Origin of the sequence: Cytobacillus horneckiae (genome assembly GCF_002835735.1) — a bacterium.
Classification (GTDB): Bacteria; Bacillota; Bacilli; order Bacillales; family Cytobacillaceae; genus Cytobacillus; species Cytobacillus horneckiae.
This window is the reverse complement of the sequence record NZ_PISD01000011.1, coordinates 16,779-34,572: the sequence shown is the minus strand read 5'-3', so window position 1 is coordinate 34,572 and position 17,794 is coordinate 16,779. Positions and strand designations below refer to the sequence as shown.

Below are 17,794 nucleotides of genomic sequence, written 5' to 3'. Positions count from 1 at the left end.
AGGGATAGTATGCGTTCTTATGAGAAATCAGCTGCAGCCTTCAAAGAGGCTGTCAAGTTCATGCCGGGTGGAGTAAATTCACCTGTTCGTGCTTTTAAATCTGTTGATATGGATCCAATTTTTATGGAAAAAGGAAAAGGATCTAAAATCTATGATATTGATGGTAATGAATATATTGACTATGTGCTTTCATGGGGGCCGCTCATTTTAGGCCATGCCAATGAGCAGGTTGTCGCAGCGGTAAAAAAGGTAGCTGAGAGCGGGACAAGCTTTGGCGCACCAACTTTAATTGAAAATGAGCTGGCTCAGCTTGTCATTGAACGTGTACCTTCGATTGAAATTGTTCGGATGGTTTCATCTGGTACTGAAGCTACCATGAGTGCACTGCGCCTTGCTCGCGGCTATACTGGGCGCAATAAAATTCTTAAATTTGAAGGTTGTTATCATGGCCATGGTGACTCATTATTAATTAAAGCGGGCTCTGGAGTGGCTACATTAGGTCTGCCAGATAGCCCAGGTGTACCAGAAGGAACTGCTAAGAATACAATTACAGTTCCTTACAATGACTTAGATAGTGTAAAATATGCGTTTGAACAATTCGGCGATGATATTGCAGGTGTCATTGTTGAACCTGTTGCAGGCAATATGGGGGTTGTCCCACCACAAGAAGGCTTCTTGGAAGGATTAAGAGAGATTACGGCAGAATACGGTTCGTTATTAATCTTTGATGAAGTGATGACAGGGTTCCGCGTTGGCTACAATTGCGCACAAGGCTATTTCGGCGTAACACCTGATATTACTTGCCTTGGAAAAGTCATCGGCGGCGGACTGCCGGTAGGTGCTTACGGCGGTAAAAAAGAAATAATGGAACAGATTGCTCCAAGTGGTCCGATTTATCAGGCCGGTACACTATCAGGCAATCCGCTTGCAATGGCAGCCGGCCTTGCAACACTTAGCCAGCTGACTCCTGAAAGCTATGAAGAATTCGGCAAAAAAGCAGATAAGCTTGAACTTGGATTAAGAACGGCTGCAGAAAAATATGGCATCCCTCATACGATTAATCGTGCAGGCTCTATGATTGGCATTTTCTTCACAAACGAAGACGTCATCAATTATGAAAAAGCAAGAACATCCAATCTGGAATTTTTTGCTTCATATTATCGTGAAATGGCGAATAACGGCGTATTCCTGCCGCCATCTCAATTTGAAGGGTTATTCCTATCAACGGCCCTTACTGATGAGGACATAGAAAAAACAATCATAGCAGCAGAAGCGGCATTTTCAAAGCTAAAATAATTGAGAGGAACACCTATCATTTGATGGGTGTTTTTTTATGCAAAAGAAACTGAATCAAGGAAAGGTGTTATCAAATTGGCAGAGCTGCATATTAAAATAGCAAAACAACAAAGAGAAAGTGGGTTATCGGCAATATTATGGGACGAACTATAGTTGCTGAATAGGGTGTAGGCAAATGTTCTCATTGTGTTGGTGAATTTAAGAGTAATAACTCCAACAGCTGGCACAAATTTTCTGGAAAATTGCCAGTACAAAAGCGGGGGAAATGATTTTTCAGATGTGAAAAAAATACAGTTAAACCTTTTGCACTGCACTAACCCAAATAAAATGATAAATTCTCTTTTTCTTTTGAGACTCGTCACATTAAACAGCCAATAAAGTGACGAACACGTAAAAGAAAGCAGTCCACTTCACTTTAAATGGCAATCCGATCGTATATACTGCGATCCAAAGCTGATCAACCCAATATTATTCCAAATTAATCATAATTAATTTAACTTATTCATAAAGTGTAAATGACATAGTGATTTATACACGTGAAAGATATGAGAGGAGGAGTCGCTTTGTCTCAAGGAAATCCATCGTGCTTGCGATTTTCATTAGAAGAGTCTGTTTGGTTTCAAAAAGGACAGGAAGTATCTCAATTAATTTCGATTTCGCTTGACCCAAATATAACGATCCAGGAAAGTGAGCAATATGTAACCATTCAAGGAGCTCTTGAATTAACAGGCGAATATCATCGCGATGCGTCATCTGTTAATGAAAGTGATAATGGGTCTGTTTCAACATTAAGATTTATTCAAACAGTTGAGGAAAGAGATGAAGGCGTTTGTGAGTTTACACATTATTTTCCTGTCGATATAACCATACCAAATAATAGAATTGAAAGCATCAATGACATCGATGTAGAGGTTGAATCATTTGATTATGTATTCCCTGAGCGCAGCTGCATGAAGCTAAATGCAAATTTGACTATTACAGGTTTATATGGTGATCAACAGCATGTAGCGGTTCAGGAGGAAGAAAATAATGTTCTGGAATTCGAATCAGCCCCCAGGTTTAATGGTGTGGAAGAGCCAAATGATGAACTTCAAGAAACAGAAGAAGAAAAAACTGAAATTAGTTTCAGCTTAGCTCCAGAAGAGGATGGCTCAGAAGAGTTTGAACCATTTGCTGCGGAGGCGAGGAAACAGCCTGAGAAAATAAAAGAGGAACCAATTTTAAATCAATCTCATTTCCAAGAGGAAGAACCAAAGAGTCTAGAGCCGTTTATTGTAGAGGCGAGGAAGCAGCCTGAGAAAATAAAAGAGGAACCAATTTTAAATCAATCTCATTTCCAAGAGGAAGAACCAAAGAGTCTAGAGCCGTTTATTGTAGAGGAGAGGAAACAGCCTGAGAAAGTAAAAGAGGAACCAGTTTTAAATCAATCAAATTTCCAAGAGGAAGAACCAAAGAGTCTAGAGCCATTTGTAGTTGAGGCGAGGAAACAGTCTGAGAAGATAAAAGAGGAACCGGTTTTAAATCAATCTCATTCAAAAGAAGAACCGAAGAATTTCAAGCCATTGAGTGCAGAGGGAAAGGAAGAGCCGGAAATAGTAAAAGAGGAACCGGTTTTAAGCAGATCTCTGCCAGATGAAGAGTTTGAAGAGTCGCCAGCACAGATGCCTGAAGTTTCATTTATGAGCCAGCGATATGAAGAAAAAAAGCTTGAAGCAAAGGAAATTTTTGAGGTTAAGCCTGTAGAAGAAGAATCGTTTGTAGAAGAGGTAAAATCCGTACACGAAGAAGAAGCTGTATTAGTGGAATCTTCTTCACATGAGGAAGAAAAGCAGGTGAAAAAGAAAAAGAGTAAAAAAGGGATGAGTCTGACTGAATTCTTTGCGAGAAAAGAGGAAGAAGTGGAAGTCACTAAATTGAAAGTTTGTATCGTACAGCAGGATGACACAATTGATATCATTGCAGAAAGATACGACATCTCACCGCAAACATTGCTTCGAGTGAATAATCTTGAAATTAACCAGGATGTTTATGAAGGTCAGGCATTATATATCCCGGCAACGGTAACGAGTTATTAGCAACGTATCTTTCATCTGAGCAGATCAGCTTTGGTCTGCTCAGCTCTTTATATTTTTGTGGCGGTAATTTTTCAAGCCACTCATAATTGGCCATTTTGAAAGAGAGTGGTTCTAATGGAGAAAGAGAATCGTTTAATGAAATACGGACATATTTTACGCCATTATGCTGTAGAACCAAATTTTATCGAAGACTTTGGCAGAGTGCAAAAGGTTTATGCCAATAAAGGCGTCTTTGCATTAAAGAAAATAAGTCCTCACCATGGGGCAGATTTTATTAAAAATATTCAAACGCTCTATCAAAAAGGATACAATCGCATCGTTCCTATCTATCCTACGGTCGACGGGCGATATGCGGTTCTTCAAAGCACTGAGCTCTATTATTTAATGCCATGGATGGCAAATGAAGAGAAGGAAAACAGATTTGAACGCCATCAGCAAATGTTCAGGGAGCTCGCAAGACTGCATGTTTTATCTGTAAAGGATATTCCAATTAACAAGGAAGATAGAGAAGAGCATTACGATAATACGATAAATGAATGGGATAAACAAAATGAATTTTTGAATGGATTTATAGAAGAGTGTGAGAGCAGAGATTATATGTCTCCATACGAATTATTATTTACTCAATACTATAATGACATCTCACAAGCATTAAAATATTCTAAAAATAAATTAAAGGAGTGGTATGAGAAAACAAAGGATGATGAAAAAGCAAGAACAGTTATCATACATGGAAAAGTTTCACCTGAACACTTTTTGTATGATGAACGCGGACTCGGTTATTTCATGAATTTTGAGGAGTCAAGACAGAGCTCTCCAATGCATGATTTGCTTCCGTTTCTCGCACGATCATTGAAAACTTTTCCAAAGAGAGCGGATGATGCAGTTGACTGGCTTTATACTTATTTGAAGCATTTTCCGTTTCGTGACGATGAAATGCTTTTGTTTCAAAGCTATTTTGCAAATCCTGGACCAGTCATTCGTGCTGCGGAGAAATATCATAATTCAAAGGGGAAAAAAAGCGAGCGAAAGCATGTACAGCATATTCAGCGCCAATTTTGGCTGTTAAAAAACACGGAATATGTCGCGATGAGAATTGATGAAATCGAGCGGCAGAAAAAGCAAGCGCAAGCAGAAGCAGCAGCAAAAGCAGAACAAGAAGGAGCCCAAGGTGGATAAACCCTGAGCTCCTATATTAATTCCAGCCGATAAGCAAGAGCAATGATTAATAATATCACGAGTAAGAAAAGATCAAATGCACTCGGCAGTAAAAATGTACGTATCCCCTGAAATACGCAAAATGGGATAATGAACTGGGCTCCGAGTCCTCGTATAGTCTTAAGCCATGGTGGTAAATGATGCGGGTTAAACCTCCTCTTCAATACTATTCTCCTCTCCATAAAGCCATCATTAAATTTATTCTATGAGTCAACCGCCCATAATTTGCCTATTTTCCGCTCAAATCTTTCAATGTGAAATACATTTATAGTAAAAACAAAGAACATTCTCGTTTTTTTCGTATATAATAAAAAAAATTGGCAATCCTTATTGACTATAATGGTCTATTTTAGGTAGTATAACTTTATATTCATACAATCATAAAAGCTTTGACAGGGAAGAGTACGATGGCAAGTTGCCTTAAGAGAGAGAAACCATTTGCTGTGAGGTTTTTCAGGCTAAACCATTGGAAGGTCGCCCTAGAGCTGCTTTTGCGAACGGGAATTTGCCTTAGTAGTGAAAGCCGGGAAATCCGTTATCTATTTTAAGAGTCAATCAGCTGTAGCTTTTTGTTGATTGAAAAAAAGGTGGTACCGCGAAGCAAACTCCATTCGTCCTTTTAAAGACGAATGGAGTTTTTTATTTTTATTAGGAAAAGCGGATCCGCCTTCCTCGCCTCAAAAGCTAAAATTGAAGAATGCAAATACTGCGTTTTTTGAGGGCTAGGCGGTAGAGCTGAACAAAGAGAAGAAAGGAATGAATAGACGATGGAAGAAACAAATATGACAATGCCGACTAAATATGACCCGAAGTCTATTGAGCAGGGACGCTACGATTGGTGGCTTAAAGGAAAATACTTTGAAGCGGGAGATGACCCGAAAAAAGATCCATACACGATTGTTATTCCTCCTCCAAATGTAACTGGGAGACTGCATCTTGGCCATGCGTGGGATACAACATTGCAAGATATTTTAACTCGCATGAAGCGCATGCAAGGATACGATGTTTTATGGCTGCCTGGTATGGACCATGCAGGGATTGCAACACAAGCGAAAGTAGAGCAAAAGCTGCGCGAAGAAGGAAAGAGCCGTTATGATCTTGGCCGTGAGGCATTTGTAGAAGAGACTTGGAAATGGACGAATGAATATAAAGGCCATATTAGAGAGCAGTGGTCAAAGCTTGGTCTAGGCCTGGATTATAATAGAGAGCGCTTCACATTGGATGAGGGCTTGTCTGATGCAGTCCAGGAAGTATTTGTTACCCTTTATAAAAAAGGGGTGATCTATCGCGGTGAATATATTATCAACTGGGATCCTTCAACAAAAACAGCTCTTTCAGATATTGAAGTAATCCACAAAGATGTTCAAGGCGCATTCTATCATATGCGCTATCCGTTAGCAGACGGTAGTGGAGATATTGAGATTGCAACAACACGTCCAGAAACGATGCTTGGCGATACGGCTGTTGCAGTACATCCGGAAGATGAACGCTATAAACATTTAATTGGGAAAATGGTAAAATTGCCGATTACAGGCAGAGAAATTCCGATTGTTGCAGACGATTATGTAGATATGGAATTTGGTTCTGGTGCAGTAAAAATCACACCGGCACATGACCCGAACGATTTTGAAATTGGAAACCGCCACAATCTTGAGCGCATTTTAGTGATGAATGAGGATGGCTCAATGAATAAAAAAGCCGGTAAATATGAAGGCATGGATCGCTTTGAATGCCGTAAACAGCTTGTAAAAGACCTTCAAGAGGAAGGAATCCTTTTCAAAATAGAAGAGCATATGCACTCTGTAGGTCATTCTGAGCGAAGCGGTGCTGTTGTAGAACCGTATCTTTCTACACAGTGGTTTGTAAAAATGCAGCCGTTAGCTGATGCATCTGTTGACCTTCAAAAAGAAGACGGAAAAGTAAACTTTGTCCCGGACCGTTTCGAGAAAACGTATCTTCGCTGGATGGAAAATATTCGCGATTGGTGTATTTCCCGTCAGCTTTGGTGGGGACATCGCATCCCTGCATGGTATCATAAGGAGACTGGAGAAGTATATGTTGCCACAGAGCCACCTAGCGATATTGAAAACTGGAAGCAAGATGAGGACGTTCTTGATACGTGGTTCAGCTCCGCACTTTGGCCGTTCTCAACATTAGGCTGGCCGGACGAATCAAGTGCTGATTATCAGCGCTATTATCCAACAGCTGCACTTGTAACAGGTTATGATATTATCTTCTTCTGGGTTTCCCGCATGATTTTCCAAGGCATCGAATTCACAGGCGGCCGACCATTTAAAGATGTATTGATTCACGGTTTGGTTCGTGATGCAGAAGGACGAAAAATGAGTAAATCCCTTGGCAACGGTGTAGATCCAATGGATGTAATTGAGAAATACGGAGCGGATTCACTGCGCTATTTCTTATCAACAGGAAGCTCTCCAGGGCAGGATTTGCGCTTTAGCATTGAAAAAGTAGAATCCACTTGGAATTTTGCTAATAAAATATGGAATGCTTCCCGCTTCGCTCTTATGAATATGAATGGCCTAAAAGTTGAAGAAATTGATTTAACAGGTGAAAAGTCAGTAGCAGATAAATGGATTTTAACTCGCTTAAACGAAACGATTGAAACAGTTACTCGACTTTCTGATCGTTATGAATTCGGTGAAGTTGGCCGCGTCCTTTACAATTTCATCTGGGATGACTTCTGTGATTGGTATATAGAAATGGCGAAGCTTCCGCTTTATGGCGAAGATGAAGCAGCGAAGAAAACAACAAGATCAGTGCTTGCACATGTCCTTGATAACACGATGAGACTGCTTCACCCATTCATGCCATTTATTACAGAAGAAATTTGGCAAAACCTTCCTCATGAAGGAGAATCCATCACGGTTGCCGCTTGGCCAACTGTACGCGAAGAACTGACAGATAAAGCCGCTGCGGAAGAGATGAAGCTATTAGTTGAAATCATCCGCTCAGTTCGTAATATTCGGGCTGAAGTAAGTACGCCGATGAGTAAGAAAATCAACATGATGATTAAAGCGAAAGATGCTGAAACGGCTGCAGTATTAACTAAGAATGAAGGTTATATTGATCGCTTCTGTAATCCTGAAGAGCTGACAATCAATACAGAATTAACGGCGCCGGATAAAGCGGTGACAGCGGTTGTAACAGGAGCTGAAATCATCCTTCCGCTTGAAGGCCTCATCAATATCGAAGAAGAAATTGCCCGCCTGCAAAAGGAATGGGATAAATTAAATAAAGAAGTAGAGCGTGTGCAAAAGAAATTAAGAAATGATGGCTTTATAAAGAAAGCACCTGAGAAGGTAATTGAAGAAGAACGTGCGAAAGAAAAGGATTATGCGGAAAAACGCGCTGCAGTTGAAGCGAGAATGAACGAATTAAAAGGCGAATAAAGTAAAATGGAATGGAGGCGAGTCCCGGTGCTGGGAGTCGTCTCCATCTTATGTCTATTTTGAAAAGGTGGCGTTTTATGATGTTTACTACATATGAAGAAGCAATAGACTGGATTCATTCTAGACTTCGTTTAGGTGTGAAGCCTGGATTAAAAAGAATGGAATGGATGATGGAAAAGCTGAATCACCCAGAGAGACGTATAAAAGCCATACATATAGGTGGTACGAACGGGAAAGGCTCTACACTCACTTATGTCCGTTCCATCCTTGAAACAGAAGGGATCATGGTTGGTAGCTTTACCTCTCCTTATATTGAACAGTTTAATGAGCGCATTAGCGTGGGTGGCGTTCCAATTAAGGATGAAGAGATCTTAAAGCTAGCTAATGATATTTACCCGCTAGCAGTTGAACTTGAAGGTACTGAACTTGGCGCACCGACAGAATTTGAAGTGATTACAGCGATGGCGATTCATTATTTTGCCCATATTGAGCCGGTGGATATTGCTTTATTTGAGGTGGGCTTAGGCGGAAGGCTAGATTCTACAAACGTCATTCACCCGCTGCTCTCCATTATTACAAATATCGGTCTTGATCATATGCAAATATTAGGAGACAACTATAAAGACATTGCTTTCGAGAAAGCCGGTATAATCAAACAAGGGACACCAGTATTGACAGGCGTAAAACAAGAGGAAGCTAGAGAGGTCATTTTATCAGCTGCCAAGGAAAAACAATCAAAGGTCTATCAATTAGGAAAACAATTCACATTTGAACATATTTTATCAACAGAGACTGGGGAGGCATTTTCTTATAAAGATATCTTCAGTGAGAGAGATTATTTAGAGATTTCTATGCCAGGTGCTCATCAAGTCGAAAATGCGGCATTAGCTGTGATGGCTGTAGAATTTTTAAATCAATATTTCTCGTTTGTAATTTCTGAGGAGAGTATGAAAGCTGGTTTAAAAAAAGCATATTGGCCAGGGCGTTTTGAGACCGTACAACATAATCCTATTATGATTCTTGATGGTGCCCATAATGAAGAAGGAATCTCTGCTCTGTGCAATGAGCTCGAGAAAAGATACTCAGATCGGGATATTCATATTATATTTGCAGCACTTGCTGATAAAAAGTTAGATGAAATGATTAAGCAACTTGATAAAGTGGCAAAAAGTATTACTTTTGTTAACTTTGATTTTCCAAGAGCAGCAGATTCGAGTGAATTAGTGAAAATAAGCAAGCATGACGATAAAGCGGCATACACTGATTGGAAGGAAGCAGTTCAAGCGAAAAAAGACACAACTGCTAAGAAAGATATATTAGTTGTAACAGGTTCTCTTTATTTTATTTCAGAAGTGAAGAAGTGGATGAAGAGGAATAGCTAGAGGAAAAAATAACGATCTTTCAGGTGGATTTGCGGAGGTGTCCGCCCGCAGAATGCCTTTGAAAATCCCATACGTTTTTAATTAGGAATTCATTTGTCTACAACCTCGAAGATGGCCAATGGTCATCTCTTTTTTTTGCCGATAATAAGATGAAAAATTTAATTAATTATCACTTAAAAGAAATTGCATCTTCTTTATCTAATTTGACATACAGTTTGTTCTCTTGAACAATGATCGCGATTGATTCATCAATAAACCAAAACTCAAGCTCAAACAGCCGCTCTGGTTTGTTTTTAACTTGTCAGATTAACACGAGTGCTTTCTCATCTGCTACTCTGCTCATGTCAGCATTTATATTTTTTTTAAATCTGCACGCAAGATAAATGCAACCTATCTTTGTGTAGCTGCACATTTTTAGGGTCTACATGAGCACTGGCATATATGAAAGAAGAGCTTGATAAGTTCGCCCGCTATCAGTGGCAGTATCAAAGCATCCTGGTATTTTTTATTAATATGATTAAAGCTGGTGAAGCGAGCGGAATGAAGGATGAGACTTTGAAGCGGTTAAAAGCTCGCCAAGATAAGCAGCATTATATGAAGCAGGACATTCTATTAGCGCTTGCCTATCCTATCGTTGCAGCAGTAGTAGCCATAGCCATTGAGGTTGTATTATTTTTATTAACAAATGTTGTGCCAGCTTTTGTAGGGATGTTTGCTGCTTTTGGAGCAAATTTACCTGGAGACACTGTTTTTATTCTTGATTTTAGCAAAAATAGGCGAGAAAACCTCCACCTCAAGGAATGTGAAGGGCGAATAGCCCAATGAGTAGGTGGGCGGCTGAATCGGCTTCGAACAAGAGATAGCTTCAGTTATCTTAATTGTCCGACTAAACACAACTTTTCATCTTCCAAAGTGAACAATCAAGTATAATAGAAACAAATGTTCTGTAAAAGGAAGTGAAATAATGCTCGTCAACAAAGCATAAATAAAAAATGCCAGAATGAGGGGAATAATCAATTATTTTAATGAGAATATAGTATAATTTACCTAGGTTTATTTACTTGAAAATAGATGGAAAATTAGATTGATATGGTGAAGAGAATAAGACAGGCATGAAAGAATGAAAGAGGTTTGACTTTAATAGAATAACTGTGAGTAGTAGTTATCTTGGGAATTTTGGTATCACTAACCCATTTGTGAAAATAAATTGCGCTATAAAGTAAGATTAATTAACGAAACGAGAGGGGTTCAAACAAGAGGAGGAGCTGTAGTGGAAGAATTTGAATTAAAACGGGATATCATAGATAACACGCCATAATGAATATATATCTTTTTAGTATTTTCATCACCGGCCTCATTTTAGGCTCATTCTTTAACGTTGTTGGACTGCGTGTCCCTCTCAAGCAGTCCATTGTTGCGCCGCGCTCTGCCTGCCCGCAATGCGGCCATCAGCTTCGTGCATTAGAGTTGATACCTGTGCTGTCTTTTCTTTTTCAAGGCGGGAAATGCAAGCGCTGCAAGAAGCCAATTTCCCCGCTCTATCCAATAGTCGAGTTATTGACGGCTGTGCTTTTTGTCATGGCGCCTCTCATACTTGGCTGGAATTGGGAAGTAATCATTGCGTGGACGCTCATATCATTGTTTATGATTATTTTTGTTTCTGATGTAACTTATATGCTGATACCAAATAAAATCCTTCTTGCTTACTCGGCCATTTTTATTATAGAAAGACTATTCTTTCCTCTAATGCCTTGGTGGAATTCATTGGTGGGTGCTGCTGTTGGATTTGTATTGCTCTTATCGATAGCTGTGGTCAGCAATGGCGGCATGGGTGGCGGAGACATCAAGCTGTTTGCTGTGATAGGGTTTGTGGTCGGTACAAAAACTGTGCTGTTGTCTTTTTTTCTGGCTACCCTTTACGGTGCTGCCTTTGGTATCGCTGCCCTGCTGCTGCGGAAAGTCAAGCGGGGCAATCCGATACCATTCGGTCCGTTTATCGCTGTAGGAACATTAACAGCTTATTACTGTGGTGATGTTATTTTACAATATTACTTTAGACTGTTTTAAGAAATAGATGAAAGAAAATATGATAATGTCAGCATTGCCTTTTTTCTCGGGATTATAGTATTCGCTATTGTGAAATGAATGGAATATTCCCCTTGATGTGTGTGGTCAGGTGAGAGACTGCGCCTCTATGGCATCATTCGTGCAGGAACAATAATGAGATGAGCCTGAATGCAACTGATATGGGAAAGCTGTATAGAAGAACTGAACATATTGAGTCCTTGTGTGTCAGTGAAAGTAGAGATGTCGATTTTAAAAAGGAAGTACCGCACTATAAGGCTAGCTATCAAATACAAAATGAAGAAGGACCCTTTTCTTCTGAAGGAGATTGGAGAGTCGTGAAACAGAACAAATGATAAACATACATTGCTTTCTTTATCGTTTTCGTGTTATTCCTCATGTTCACTTTATCTCTTTTTCATAACATCGCTTAAGATGGATAAAAAGCGATAAACTAGCATTATGACACAACATCAATGAAAAGAAATCAAGTTCAACAGCTGCCTGAAATCTATTCCCAACAAGATTAACCTCCCTGCTTTGACAATTAATTTAAAAATGAAGGAATTTGACGAAAGCATTCAATAACGAGACGACAAAAGTCTTGTTATTTTTTTTTATCCTTATGATAGGATGAGAGCAATTAGGAGCAGGACAAGGAGGGAATCCATGATGGACAAGGATGATAGACGGAAAACAATCACGATAAAGCTGAATGGAAACAGTCAGTCAATTGAAAATAATGACAGTGCGAGTAATGCTGAAAAAAGCGAAAAAGCAATCGGAGTCGGCGAGAATCATCACAAAATCGAGAAAAATGAAATAGCTGATGAATTGGCTGCCGCTACAAAAGAATCAGAATCCAGTGATCATTTCGATTGGATATTACCAGACGAGGACGCATTTGCAGGTAAGTGGGAAGAATCAGAAGCGGTTCAGAAAACGCCAGAGGAAAAGAGCAAGAATCAGTCTATATTTAGCAGCAAGAAATCTTCAATTAGGAAAAATAAGTATCAGTTTAATCCATCTATGTTTTTTACAATCCTATTCGCTATTGTGATCGGTACAGGGTTTGGGCTGATGATGCTGAATTTAGTAAATGCAGAGAAAGGGGAGCTTGCCGGACAAACTGCTGCAACCACACCGGGCGAAGCAAAAGAAACGAGTGTAGCTGGAGGTGCTGAAAGTATGGAACTTCCAGATATTAAAACTTTTGTTGTTCAAGGAGGGGTTTTCAATTCTTCAGAAAGTGCTGCGGGTAAGAAAGAAGCGTACAGTTCTAAAGGAATACCTGCTTTAATAAAACCTGTAAATGATCAACAAGTTCTATTTATAGGTCTTGCTGATAGTATTGAGGATGCAAAACAAGTTGGCAAGCAATTAGAAGGCAAAGGCGCTGAAGTATTTGCTAAAGAATATATCGCAGCTGGCGGACCATTGGAAAACTTATCGGCAGAAGAAAAAAAGGTGTTAGAGATTTCGCCGCAGCTTTTTAACCAATTGACATCAAGTGTAACTGCCGGAATTCTGTCAGGAGAAATATCAGGAGAAGCGGTCGAACAACTAGAGGCTTATGAAGCAAGGTTATCGGAAATAGATGAAGGAAAGATTAAAAATAAAGGTGTAATCTCAGCAAAGGATGCCATCACAAAGGCAATTCAACAAGCGAATGCATTTCATAGTTCTTCTGACGATAAGGCGCTTGTTCAGCTACAGCAGCATTTGCTGACATTTTTATTTGCTTATCAAGACTTAGCACAGTCATAATCAAGTACTATTGAAAAATGAAATTTTCCGGGAAATATGACGAAGTTTTAGTCTGTAGACTTTATTAAGTCGGCAGGCTTTTATTTTTTTCTAATCCACTGACAGTTTTGTCGAAAATTTTTCTGAAACTTGTCTGTTAAAAATTGTTTGGCTGAAGGAAGTTTGGTACGATAAGGTTGTATCTCCCATTTTGATATGATCAGACAAGGTAAGGTGAATGGATATGACAAACCTCATATTAGCCTCTTCTTCTCCACGGCGAAAAGAACTTCTTGATAATCTTCATTTAACTTTCGAGATTAAAAGCAGTGATGTAGATGAAAGCTATAATCCAAATTTAAGTCCTGAAGAAATTGTAATGGAATTGGCATCAAGAAAAGCCAAAGCAGTTTTTGCGGAAAGTAGCGATTCTTTTGTAATCGGGTCCGATACAGTCGTTGTAGATGAAGTAGCTGTATTAGGAAAGCCAAAGGATAGCGATGAAGCTTTTAACATGCTAAAAAGCTTATCTGGAAAAATGCATTCAGTATATACAGGCGTTTCGATCATTTCACCCCATGCTGAAAAAAAATTTTTTGTAAAAACAGATGTGCTGTTTTGGGAGCTATCCGATGAAGAGATACACAAATATATTCACACCGGAGAACCATTTGATAAAGCAGGTGCCTATGGAATACAAGGGATTGGCTCAACGCTTGTAAAGGAGATTCACGGAGATTATTTTGCTGTGGTTGGACTTCCTTTATCTAGGACCATTCGAGAGTTGCAAATTGCAGGGTTTCGGCTTTAATAAATGACACTTCTATTGGAGCTCCCTTAACGTATGAGTAAGGGAGGCAATCAAATGGAAGTATCCAAGTTGATGTTGAAGGATTTTCCCCAGGATGAGCGCCCGCGTGAACGGCTGATCCAGAATGGACCGGCAAGCTTATCCAATCATGAATTAATTGCTTTGCTGTTAAGGACGGGTACGAAAAATGAATCTGTTTTACAGCTGTCTAATCGGCTATTAAACAAATTCGATGGTTTAAGGTTATTAAAGGATGCGAGTTTGACTGAAATTACTGAAGTAAATGGAATTGGCGCGGCTAAGGCGGTTCAAGTTCTTGCGGCTGTTGAAATTGGACGGCGCATATCCAATTTAGTTTTCGAAGAGCGTTATGCAATTCGCTCACCTGAAGATGCCGCAAACTATGTAATGAATGATATGCGCTTTTTATCACAGGAGCATTTTGTATGCTTGTATTTAAATACGAAAAACCAAATTTTAAGTAAGCAAACAATCTTTATTGGCAGTTTAAATGCCTCAATCGTACATCCACGTGAAGTCTATAAGGAAGCTTTTAGACAATCTGCTGCTTCAATCATTTGTCTCCATAACCACCCCTCTGGCGACCCAGCTCCAAGCCGAGAAGATATTGATGTGACAAAGCGTCTTGCAGAATGTGGTAAAATAATAGGTATTGAAATTCTTGATCATATTATTATTGGAGAAAAGAAATTTGTTAGTTTAAAGGAAAAAGGTTATATATAACACTAGGTTTTTATTTGACGATACGATATAATATTGTTTATGATTTTTTAGGGAAAGATTAGAAAAAAATTCTACATTATTACCTAATCTTAGGATTTATATTATAACTATTTCACCTTATTTTTAAAATTGTATAGGTATCAGAAAGGGAGATACAGTGATGTTTGGAATTGGTACAAAAGACCTTGGAATAGATTTAGGAACTGCAAATACACTTGTATATGTTAAAGGAAAAGGAATCGTTGTTAGAGAGCCGTCTGTAGTAGCTTTGCAGACAGATACAAAAAGTATTGTTGCTGTCGGAAATGATGCGAAGAATATGATCGGCCGTACGCCAGGAAATATCGTAGCTCTACGCCCGATGAAAGACGGCGTCATTGCAGATTATGAAACAACAGCAGTAATGATGAAATATTATATTAAACAAGCAAATAAAAATAAAGGGATTTTCGCCGGCAAGCCTTATGTAATGGTATGTGTGCCTTCAGGTATCACAGCGGTCGAAGAACGTGCAGTTGTTGATGCAACTCGTCAGGCTGGTGCGCGCGATGCCTATACAATTGAAGAGCCATTTGCAGCGGCAATCGGTGCAAACTTACCAGTTTGGGAACCAACCGGAAGCATGGTTGTGGACATTGGCGGCGGAACGACAGAAGTTGCCATCATCTCTTTAGGCGGTATTGTCACAAGCCAATCAATTCGGATTGCAGGCGACGAAATGGACGATGCGATTATTAATTATATTCGCAAAACATATAATTTAATGATTGGTGATCGGACAGCTGAGATGATTAAAGTTGAAGTAGGCTCGGCTGGAAAACCGGAAGATGTGGAGAATATCGAAATTAGAGGACGGGACTTATTAACTGGTCTTCCAAAAACAATTGAAATCACTGCAGAAGAAATTTCAAAAGCTTTGCACGATACTGTTTATGCCATTGTTGACGCTGTGAAGGTTACTTTGGAAAAAACTCCTCCGGAATTAGCTGCAGACATTATGGACCGTGGAATTGTACTTACAGGTGGCGGTGCTTTGCTTCGCAATTTGGACAAGGTAATTAGTGAAGAAACGAAAATGCCGGTACTTATTGCCGAAAATCCATTGGATTGTGTTGCAATTGGTACAGGGAAAGCTTTGGATCATATTAACTTATTTAAAAACAAAGTGAAGGATTCTCGTTAATTTTGCTATGTGAGTAAATGAAAAAGAGGCATCGAGATTTTCTTTTTGATGCCTTCCTCTAGGCTAAATAAGAATGTTTAACGTAGCTAATGTACTCATGCGAAAGTTGCTTAATATTAAAGTAATAATAGCGCATAAGTAAAACTAAGACATTCGCCGGAAGGACTTGGCGAACGCCAAGTTTTTCTAATTAGTTTCGATAGAATTTAAATAGATCGAGGTGTTTAGTATGCCACAGTTCTTTTTGAATAAACGCCTGATTATTTTGCTTGTTAGTATCATTATTCTTGTATCATTAATTGGCTTCTCATTGCGAGAACGAGAAAATGTGACATGGCCTGAACAATTTTTAAAAGATATGACAGGATGGGTACAAAATATTGTTGCTGGACCAACACAGTATATCGCTGGTTTCTTTGAAAATGTTCAAGACTTGCAAAATACATACACGGAGAATAAAGAACTGAAATCTAGATTGGACGATCTTGCATTTCTTGAAGCAGAAGTGCAATTGCTGCAAAAAGATAACGCAGAGCTTCGTGAAATTTTAGATAAAGAAGAGAGTTTAAGTCAGTACGAACCTGTACAAGCAACAGTTGTAGGCCGAAACCCGGATAGATGGCATGAAATGCTGACGATTAATAAAGGTTCGAGAGATGGAATAGAACCGAATATGGCAGTCATCACATCCAATGGATTGATTGGGAAGGTAAAGAGTGCGCAAACATTTACTTCAACTGTCCAGCTGCTAAGTTCTATGGATCCAACGAATCGTATTTCTGCAGTGGTTCAGGACGCGGACAAAGATACAGAAATATTCGGCTTGATAGAAGGCTATGATGAAAAACGTAAGCTTTTAATGTTAACAAAGATTCCATATGATGCGAAGGTTGAAAAGGACCAAATGGTTACTACTTCAGGCTATGGCGGTGTTTTTCCAAAAGGGCTTCCAATTGGAAAGGTTGTAGAAGTTACACCAGCAGAATATGGCTTGACACAAACCGCATATATTGAGCCAGGTGCTGATTTATATGATATTCAGCATGTTATGGTTACAAAAATAAGCAGTATGAATCCAGAAATTCAAAAGGAATTACAAAAAGGTGAGGAGGAGGAAGACAATTGAGAAAGTTCATTCTTCCTCTTTTATTCATCCTATTATTTGTGATAGAGAGCACCTTTGTACAAATGGTTCCGCCTAAAGAGTATTTCGGAAATGAACGCTTTCTCATTCCTCACTTCTTAATGATTGCCATTCTCTTTTTAACTATTTATGGTTCAAAAAAGTATGGCTTACTCTATGCTTTTATTTTTGGATTATTGTTTGACATTGTATATACTGAAATCATTGGCATTTATTTATGCCTATTCCCGCTAATCGCTTATATTACTTCACAGCTCATGAGAATATTGCAGAATAATATTATCGTAACAAGCCTTGTCGTTCTTTTCGGTATAGGTGTTTTAGAGTTTGGCGCATATGGTATGAATATTATTATAAATCGCACCGCAATGCCTTTAGCTGATTTTACTTTAATCAGATTAATACCAACACTCATTTTAAATCTCATTGTTATTATCGCAGGGGTATATCCTTTGAAGCGGCATTTTGAGAAATTCATTGAAAGTTTATCAGAATAAAGAAGAAGCCGGAGCCATCCGGTTTCTTTCTGCTAATAATTAAGCGGGACTGTATGGAAGAGAAGGTTCCTTATTATTTCGATTCTAGTAAAATATCGCATCAACGAAGGCATTCGCCGTTAAGACTTGGCAAACGCCAAGTCTTTCTAATCATTAGCTTGTTAAAAATATCAAATCTTTTAGCCTAGTCATGAACAGTTGTTGGTGGCTAAAAATCATTA

At 39.0% G+C, this 17,794-nt stretch carries 14 protein-coding genes and 1 other annotated feature; of the genes, 13 read left to right on the top strand and 1 reads right to left on the bottom strand.

What is annotated here, in order from left to right; all coding sequences use genetic code 11:
• The first annotated feature begins 9 nt into the window (after positions 1-9).
• The 3 genes from hemL (at position 10) to ysxE (ending at position 4,550) form a co-directional block, all read left to right on the top strand.
• Positions 10-1,296, top strand: coding sequence for a glutamate-1-semialdehyde 2,1-aminomutase (hemL, locus tag CWS20_RS06270; RefSeq protein WP_066191643.1), 1,287 nt, complete (start codon positions 10-12; stop codon positions 1,294-1,296).
• A gap of 563 nt (positions 1,297-1,859) precedes the next feature.
• The gene (locus CWS20_RS06265; protein WP_066191645.1) at positions 1,860-3,371 is read left to right on the top strand and encodes a LysM peptidoglycan-binding domain-containing protein; all 1,512 of its coding nucleotides are present in this window, start codon (positions 1,860-1,862) and stop codon (positions 3,369-3,371) included.
• Between the two features lie 114 nt (positions 3,372-3,485).
• Positions 3,486-4,550 (top strand): spore coat protein YsxE, encoded by a 1,065-nt coding sequence (gene ysxE, locus CWS20_RS06260; protein ID WP_066191648.1) that lies wholly within the window; start codon positions 3,486-3,488, stop codon positions 4,548-4,550.
• A gap of 11 nt (positions 4,551-4,561) precedes the next feature.
• Here ysxE and CWS20_RS06255 read toward each other — a convergent pair whose 3' ends face one another.
• Positions 4,562-4,753 (bottom strand): YszA family small membrane protein, encoded by a 192-nt coding sequence (locus CWS20_RS06255; RefSeq protein ID WP_241198789.1) that lies wholly within the window; start codon positions 4,751-4,753, stop codon positions 4,562-4,564.
• A gap of 216 nt (positions 4,754-4,969) precedes the next feature.
• Positions 4,970-5,211, top strand: a binding site (T-box leader).
• A 145-nt stretch (positions 5,212-5,356) separates the two neighbouring features.
• Here CWS20_RS06255 and CWS20_RS06250 point away from each other — a divergent pair.
• From CWS20_RS06250 to mreD, 10 genes are all read left to right on the top strand, one after another.
• A complete protein-coding gene (locus tag CWS20_RS06250) occupies positions 5,357-8,002 on the top strand; it encodes a valine--tRNA ligase (protein WP_066191655.1) in 2,646 nt (881 codons plus the stop codon).
• A gap of 80 nt (positions 8,003-8,082) precedes the next feature.
• Entirely contained in the window at positions 8,083-9,384 is a 1,302-nt protein-coding gene (locus CWS20_RS06245) for a bifunctional folylpolyglutamate synthase/dihydrofolate synthase (RefSeq protein WP_066192069.1), read from the top strand.
• 441 nt (positions 9,385-9,825) lie between these two features.
• Positions 9,826-10,209 carry a type II secretion system F family protein gene (locus CWS20_RS06240; protein WP_066191660.1) on the top strand — a complete coding sequence of 128 codons (384 nt, stop codon included), beginning with the start codon at positions 9,826-9,828 and terminating at the stop codon, positions 10,207-10,209.
• 492 nt (positions 10,210-10,701) lie between these two features.
• Positions 10,702-11,451: a prepilin peptidase gene (locus CWS20_RS06235; RefSeq protein ID WP_066191661.1), complete on the top strand. Its 750-nt coding sequence runs from the start codon at positions 10,702-10,704 to the stop codon at positions 11,449-11,451.
• A 666-nt stretch (positions 11,452-12,117) separates the two neighbouring features.
• Positions 12,118-13,215 carry a hypothetical protein gene (locus CWS20_RS06225; protein WP_066191664.1) on the top strand — a complete coding sequence of 366 codons (1,098 nt, stop codon included), beginning with the start codon at positions 12,118-12,120 and terminating at the stop codon, positions 13,213-13,215.
• A gap of 223 nt (positions 13,216-13,438) precedes the next feature.
• Entirely contained in the window at positions 13,439-14,005 is a 567-nt protein-coding gene (locus CWS20_RS06220; protein WP_066191667.1) for a Maf family protein, read from the top strand.
• Between the two features lie 54 nt (positions 14,006-14,059).
• Positions 14,060-14,749 carry a RadC family protein gene (gene radC / locus CWS20_RS06215; RefSeq protein WP_066191670.1) on the top strand — a complete coding sequence of 230 codons (690 nt, stop codon included), beginning with the start codon at positions 14,060-14,062 and terminating at the stop codon, positions 14,747-14,749.
• Positions 14,750-14,909: 160 nt separating this feature from the next.
• The gene (locus CWS20_RS06210; RefSeq protein WP_066191673.1) at positions 14,910-15,932 is read left to right on the top strand and encodes a rod shape-determining protein; all 1,023 of its coding nucleotides are present in this window, start codon (positions 14,910-14,912) and stop codon (positions 15,930-15,932) included.
• A 229-nt stretch (positions 15,933-16,161) separates the two neighbouring features.
• Entirely contained in the window at positions 16,162-17,058 is an 897-nt protein-coding gene (gene mreC, locus CWS20_RS06205; protein WP_066191677.1) for a rod shape-determining protein MreC, read from the top strand.
• Positions 17,055-17,573: a rod shape-determining protein MreD gene (gene mreD / locus CWS20_RS06200; RefSeq protein WP_066191680.1), complete on the top strand. Its 519-nt coding sequence runs from the start codon at positions 17,055-17,057 to the stop codon at positions 17,571-17,573. The genes mreC and mreD overlap by 4 nt, the downstream gene beginning before the upstream one ends.
• The last annotated feature ends 221 nt before the right edge of the window (positions 17,574-17,794 follow it).

What these genes read in the sequence shown, in the direction of transcription:
- hemL (WP_066191643.1), top strand. Translation starts at nt 10, where the DNA reads ATGCGTTCTTATGAGAAATCAGCTGCAGCCTTCAAAGAGGCTGTCAAG.
- ysxE (WP_066191648.1), top strand. Translation starts at nt 3,486, where the DNA reads ATGGAGAAAGAGAATCGTTTAATGAAATACGGACATATTTTACGCCAT.
- CWS20_RS06250 (WP_066191655.1), top strand. Translation starts at nt 5,357, where the DNA reads ATGGAAGAAACAAATATGACAATGCCGACTAAATATGACCCGAAGTCT.
- CWS20_RS06245 (WP_066192069.1), top strand. Translation starts at nt 8,083, where the DNA reads ATGTTTACTACATATGAAGAAGCAATAGACTGGATTCATTCTAGACTT.
- CWS20_RS06240 (WP_066191660.1), top strand. Translation starts at nt 9,826, where the DNA reads ATGAAAGAAGAGCTTGATAAGTTCGCCCGCTATCAGTGGCAGTATCAA.
- CWS20_RS06235 (WP_066191661.1), top strand. Translation starts at nt 10,702, where the DNA reads ATGAATATATATCTTTTTAGTATTTTCATCACCGGCCTCATTTTAGGC.
- CWS20_RS06225 (WP_066191664.1), top strand. Translation starts at nt 12,118, where the DNA reads ATGATGGACAAGGATGATAGACGGAAAACAATCACGATAAAGCTGAAT.
- CWS20_RS06220 (WP_066191667.1), top strand. Translation starts at nt 13,439, where the DNA reads ATGACAAACCTCATATTAGCCTCTTCTTCTCCACGGCGAAAAGAACTT.
- radC (WP_066191670.1), top strand. Translation starts at nt 14,060, where the DNA reads ATGGAAGTATCCAAGTTGATGTTGAAGGATTTTCCCCAGGATGAGCGC.
- CWS20_RS06210 (WP_066191673.1), top strand. Translation starts at nt 14,910, where the DNA reads ATGTTTGGAATTGGTACAAAAGACCTTGGAATAGATTTAGGAACTGCA.
- mreC (WP_066191677.1), top strand. Translation starts at nt 16,162, where the DNA reads ATGCCACAGTTCTTTTTGAATAAACGCCTGATTATTTTGCTTGTTAGT.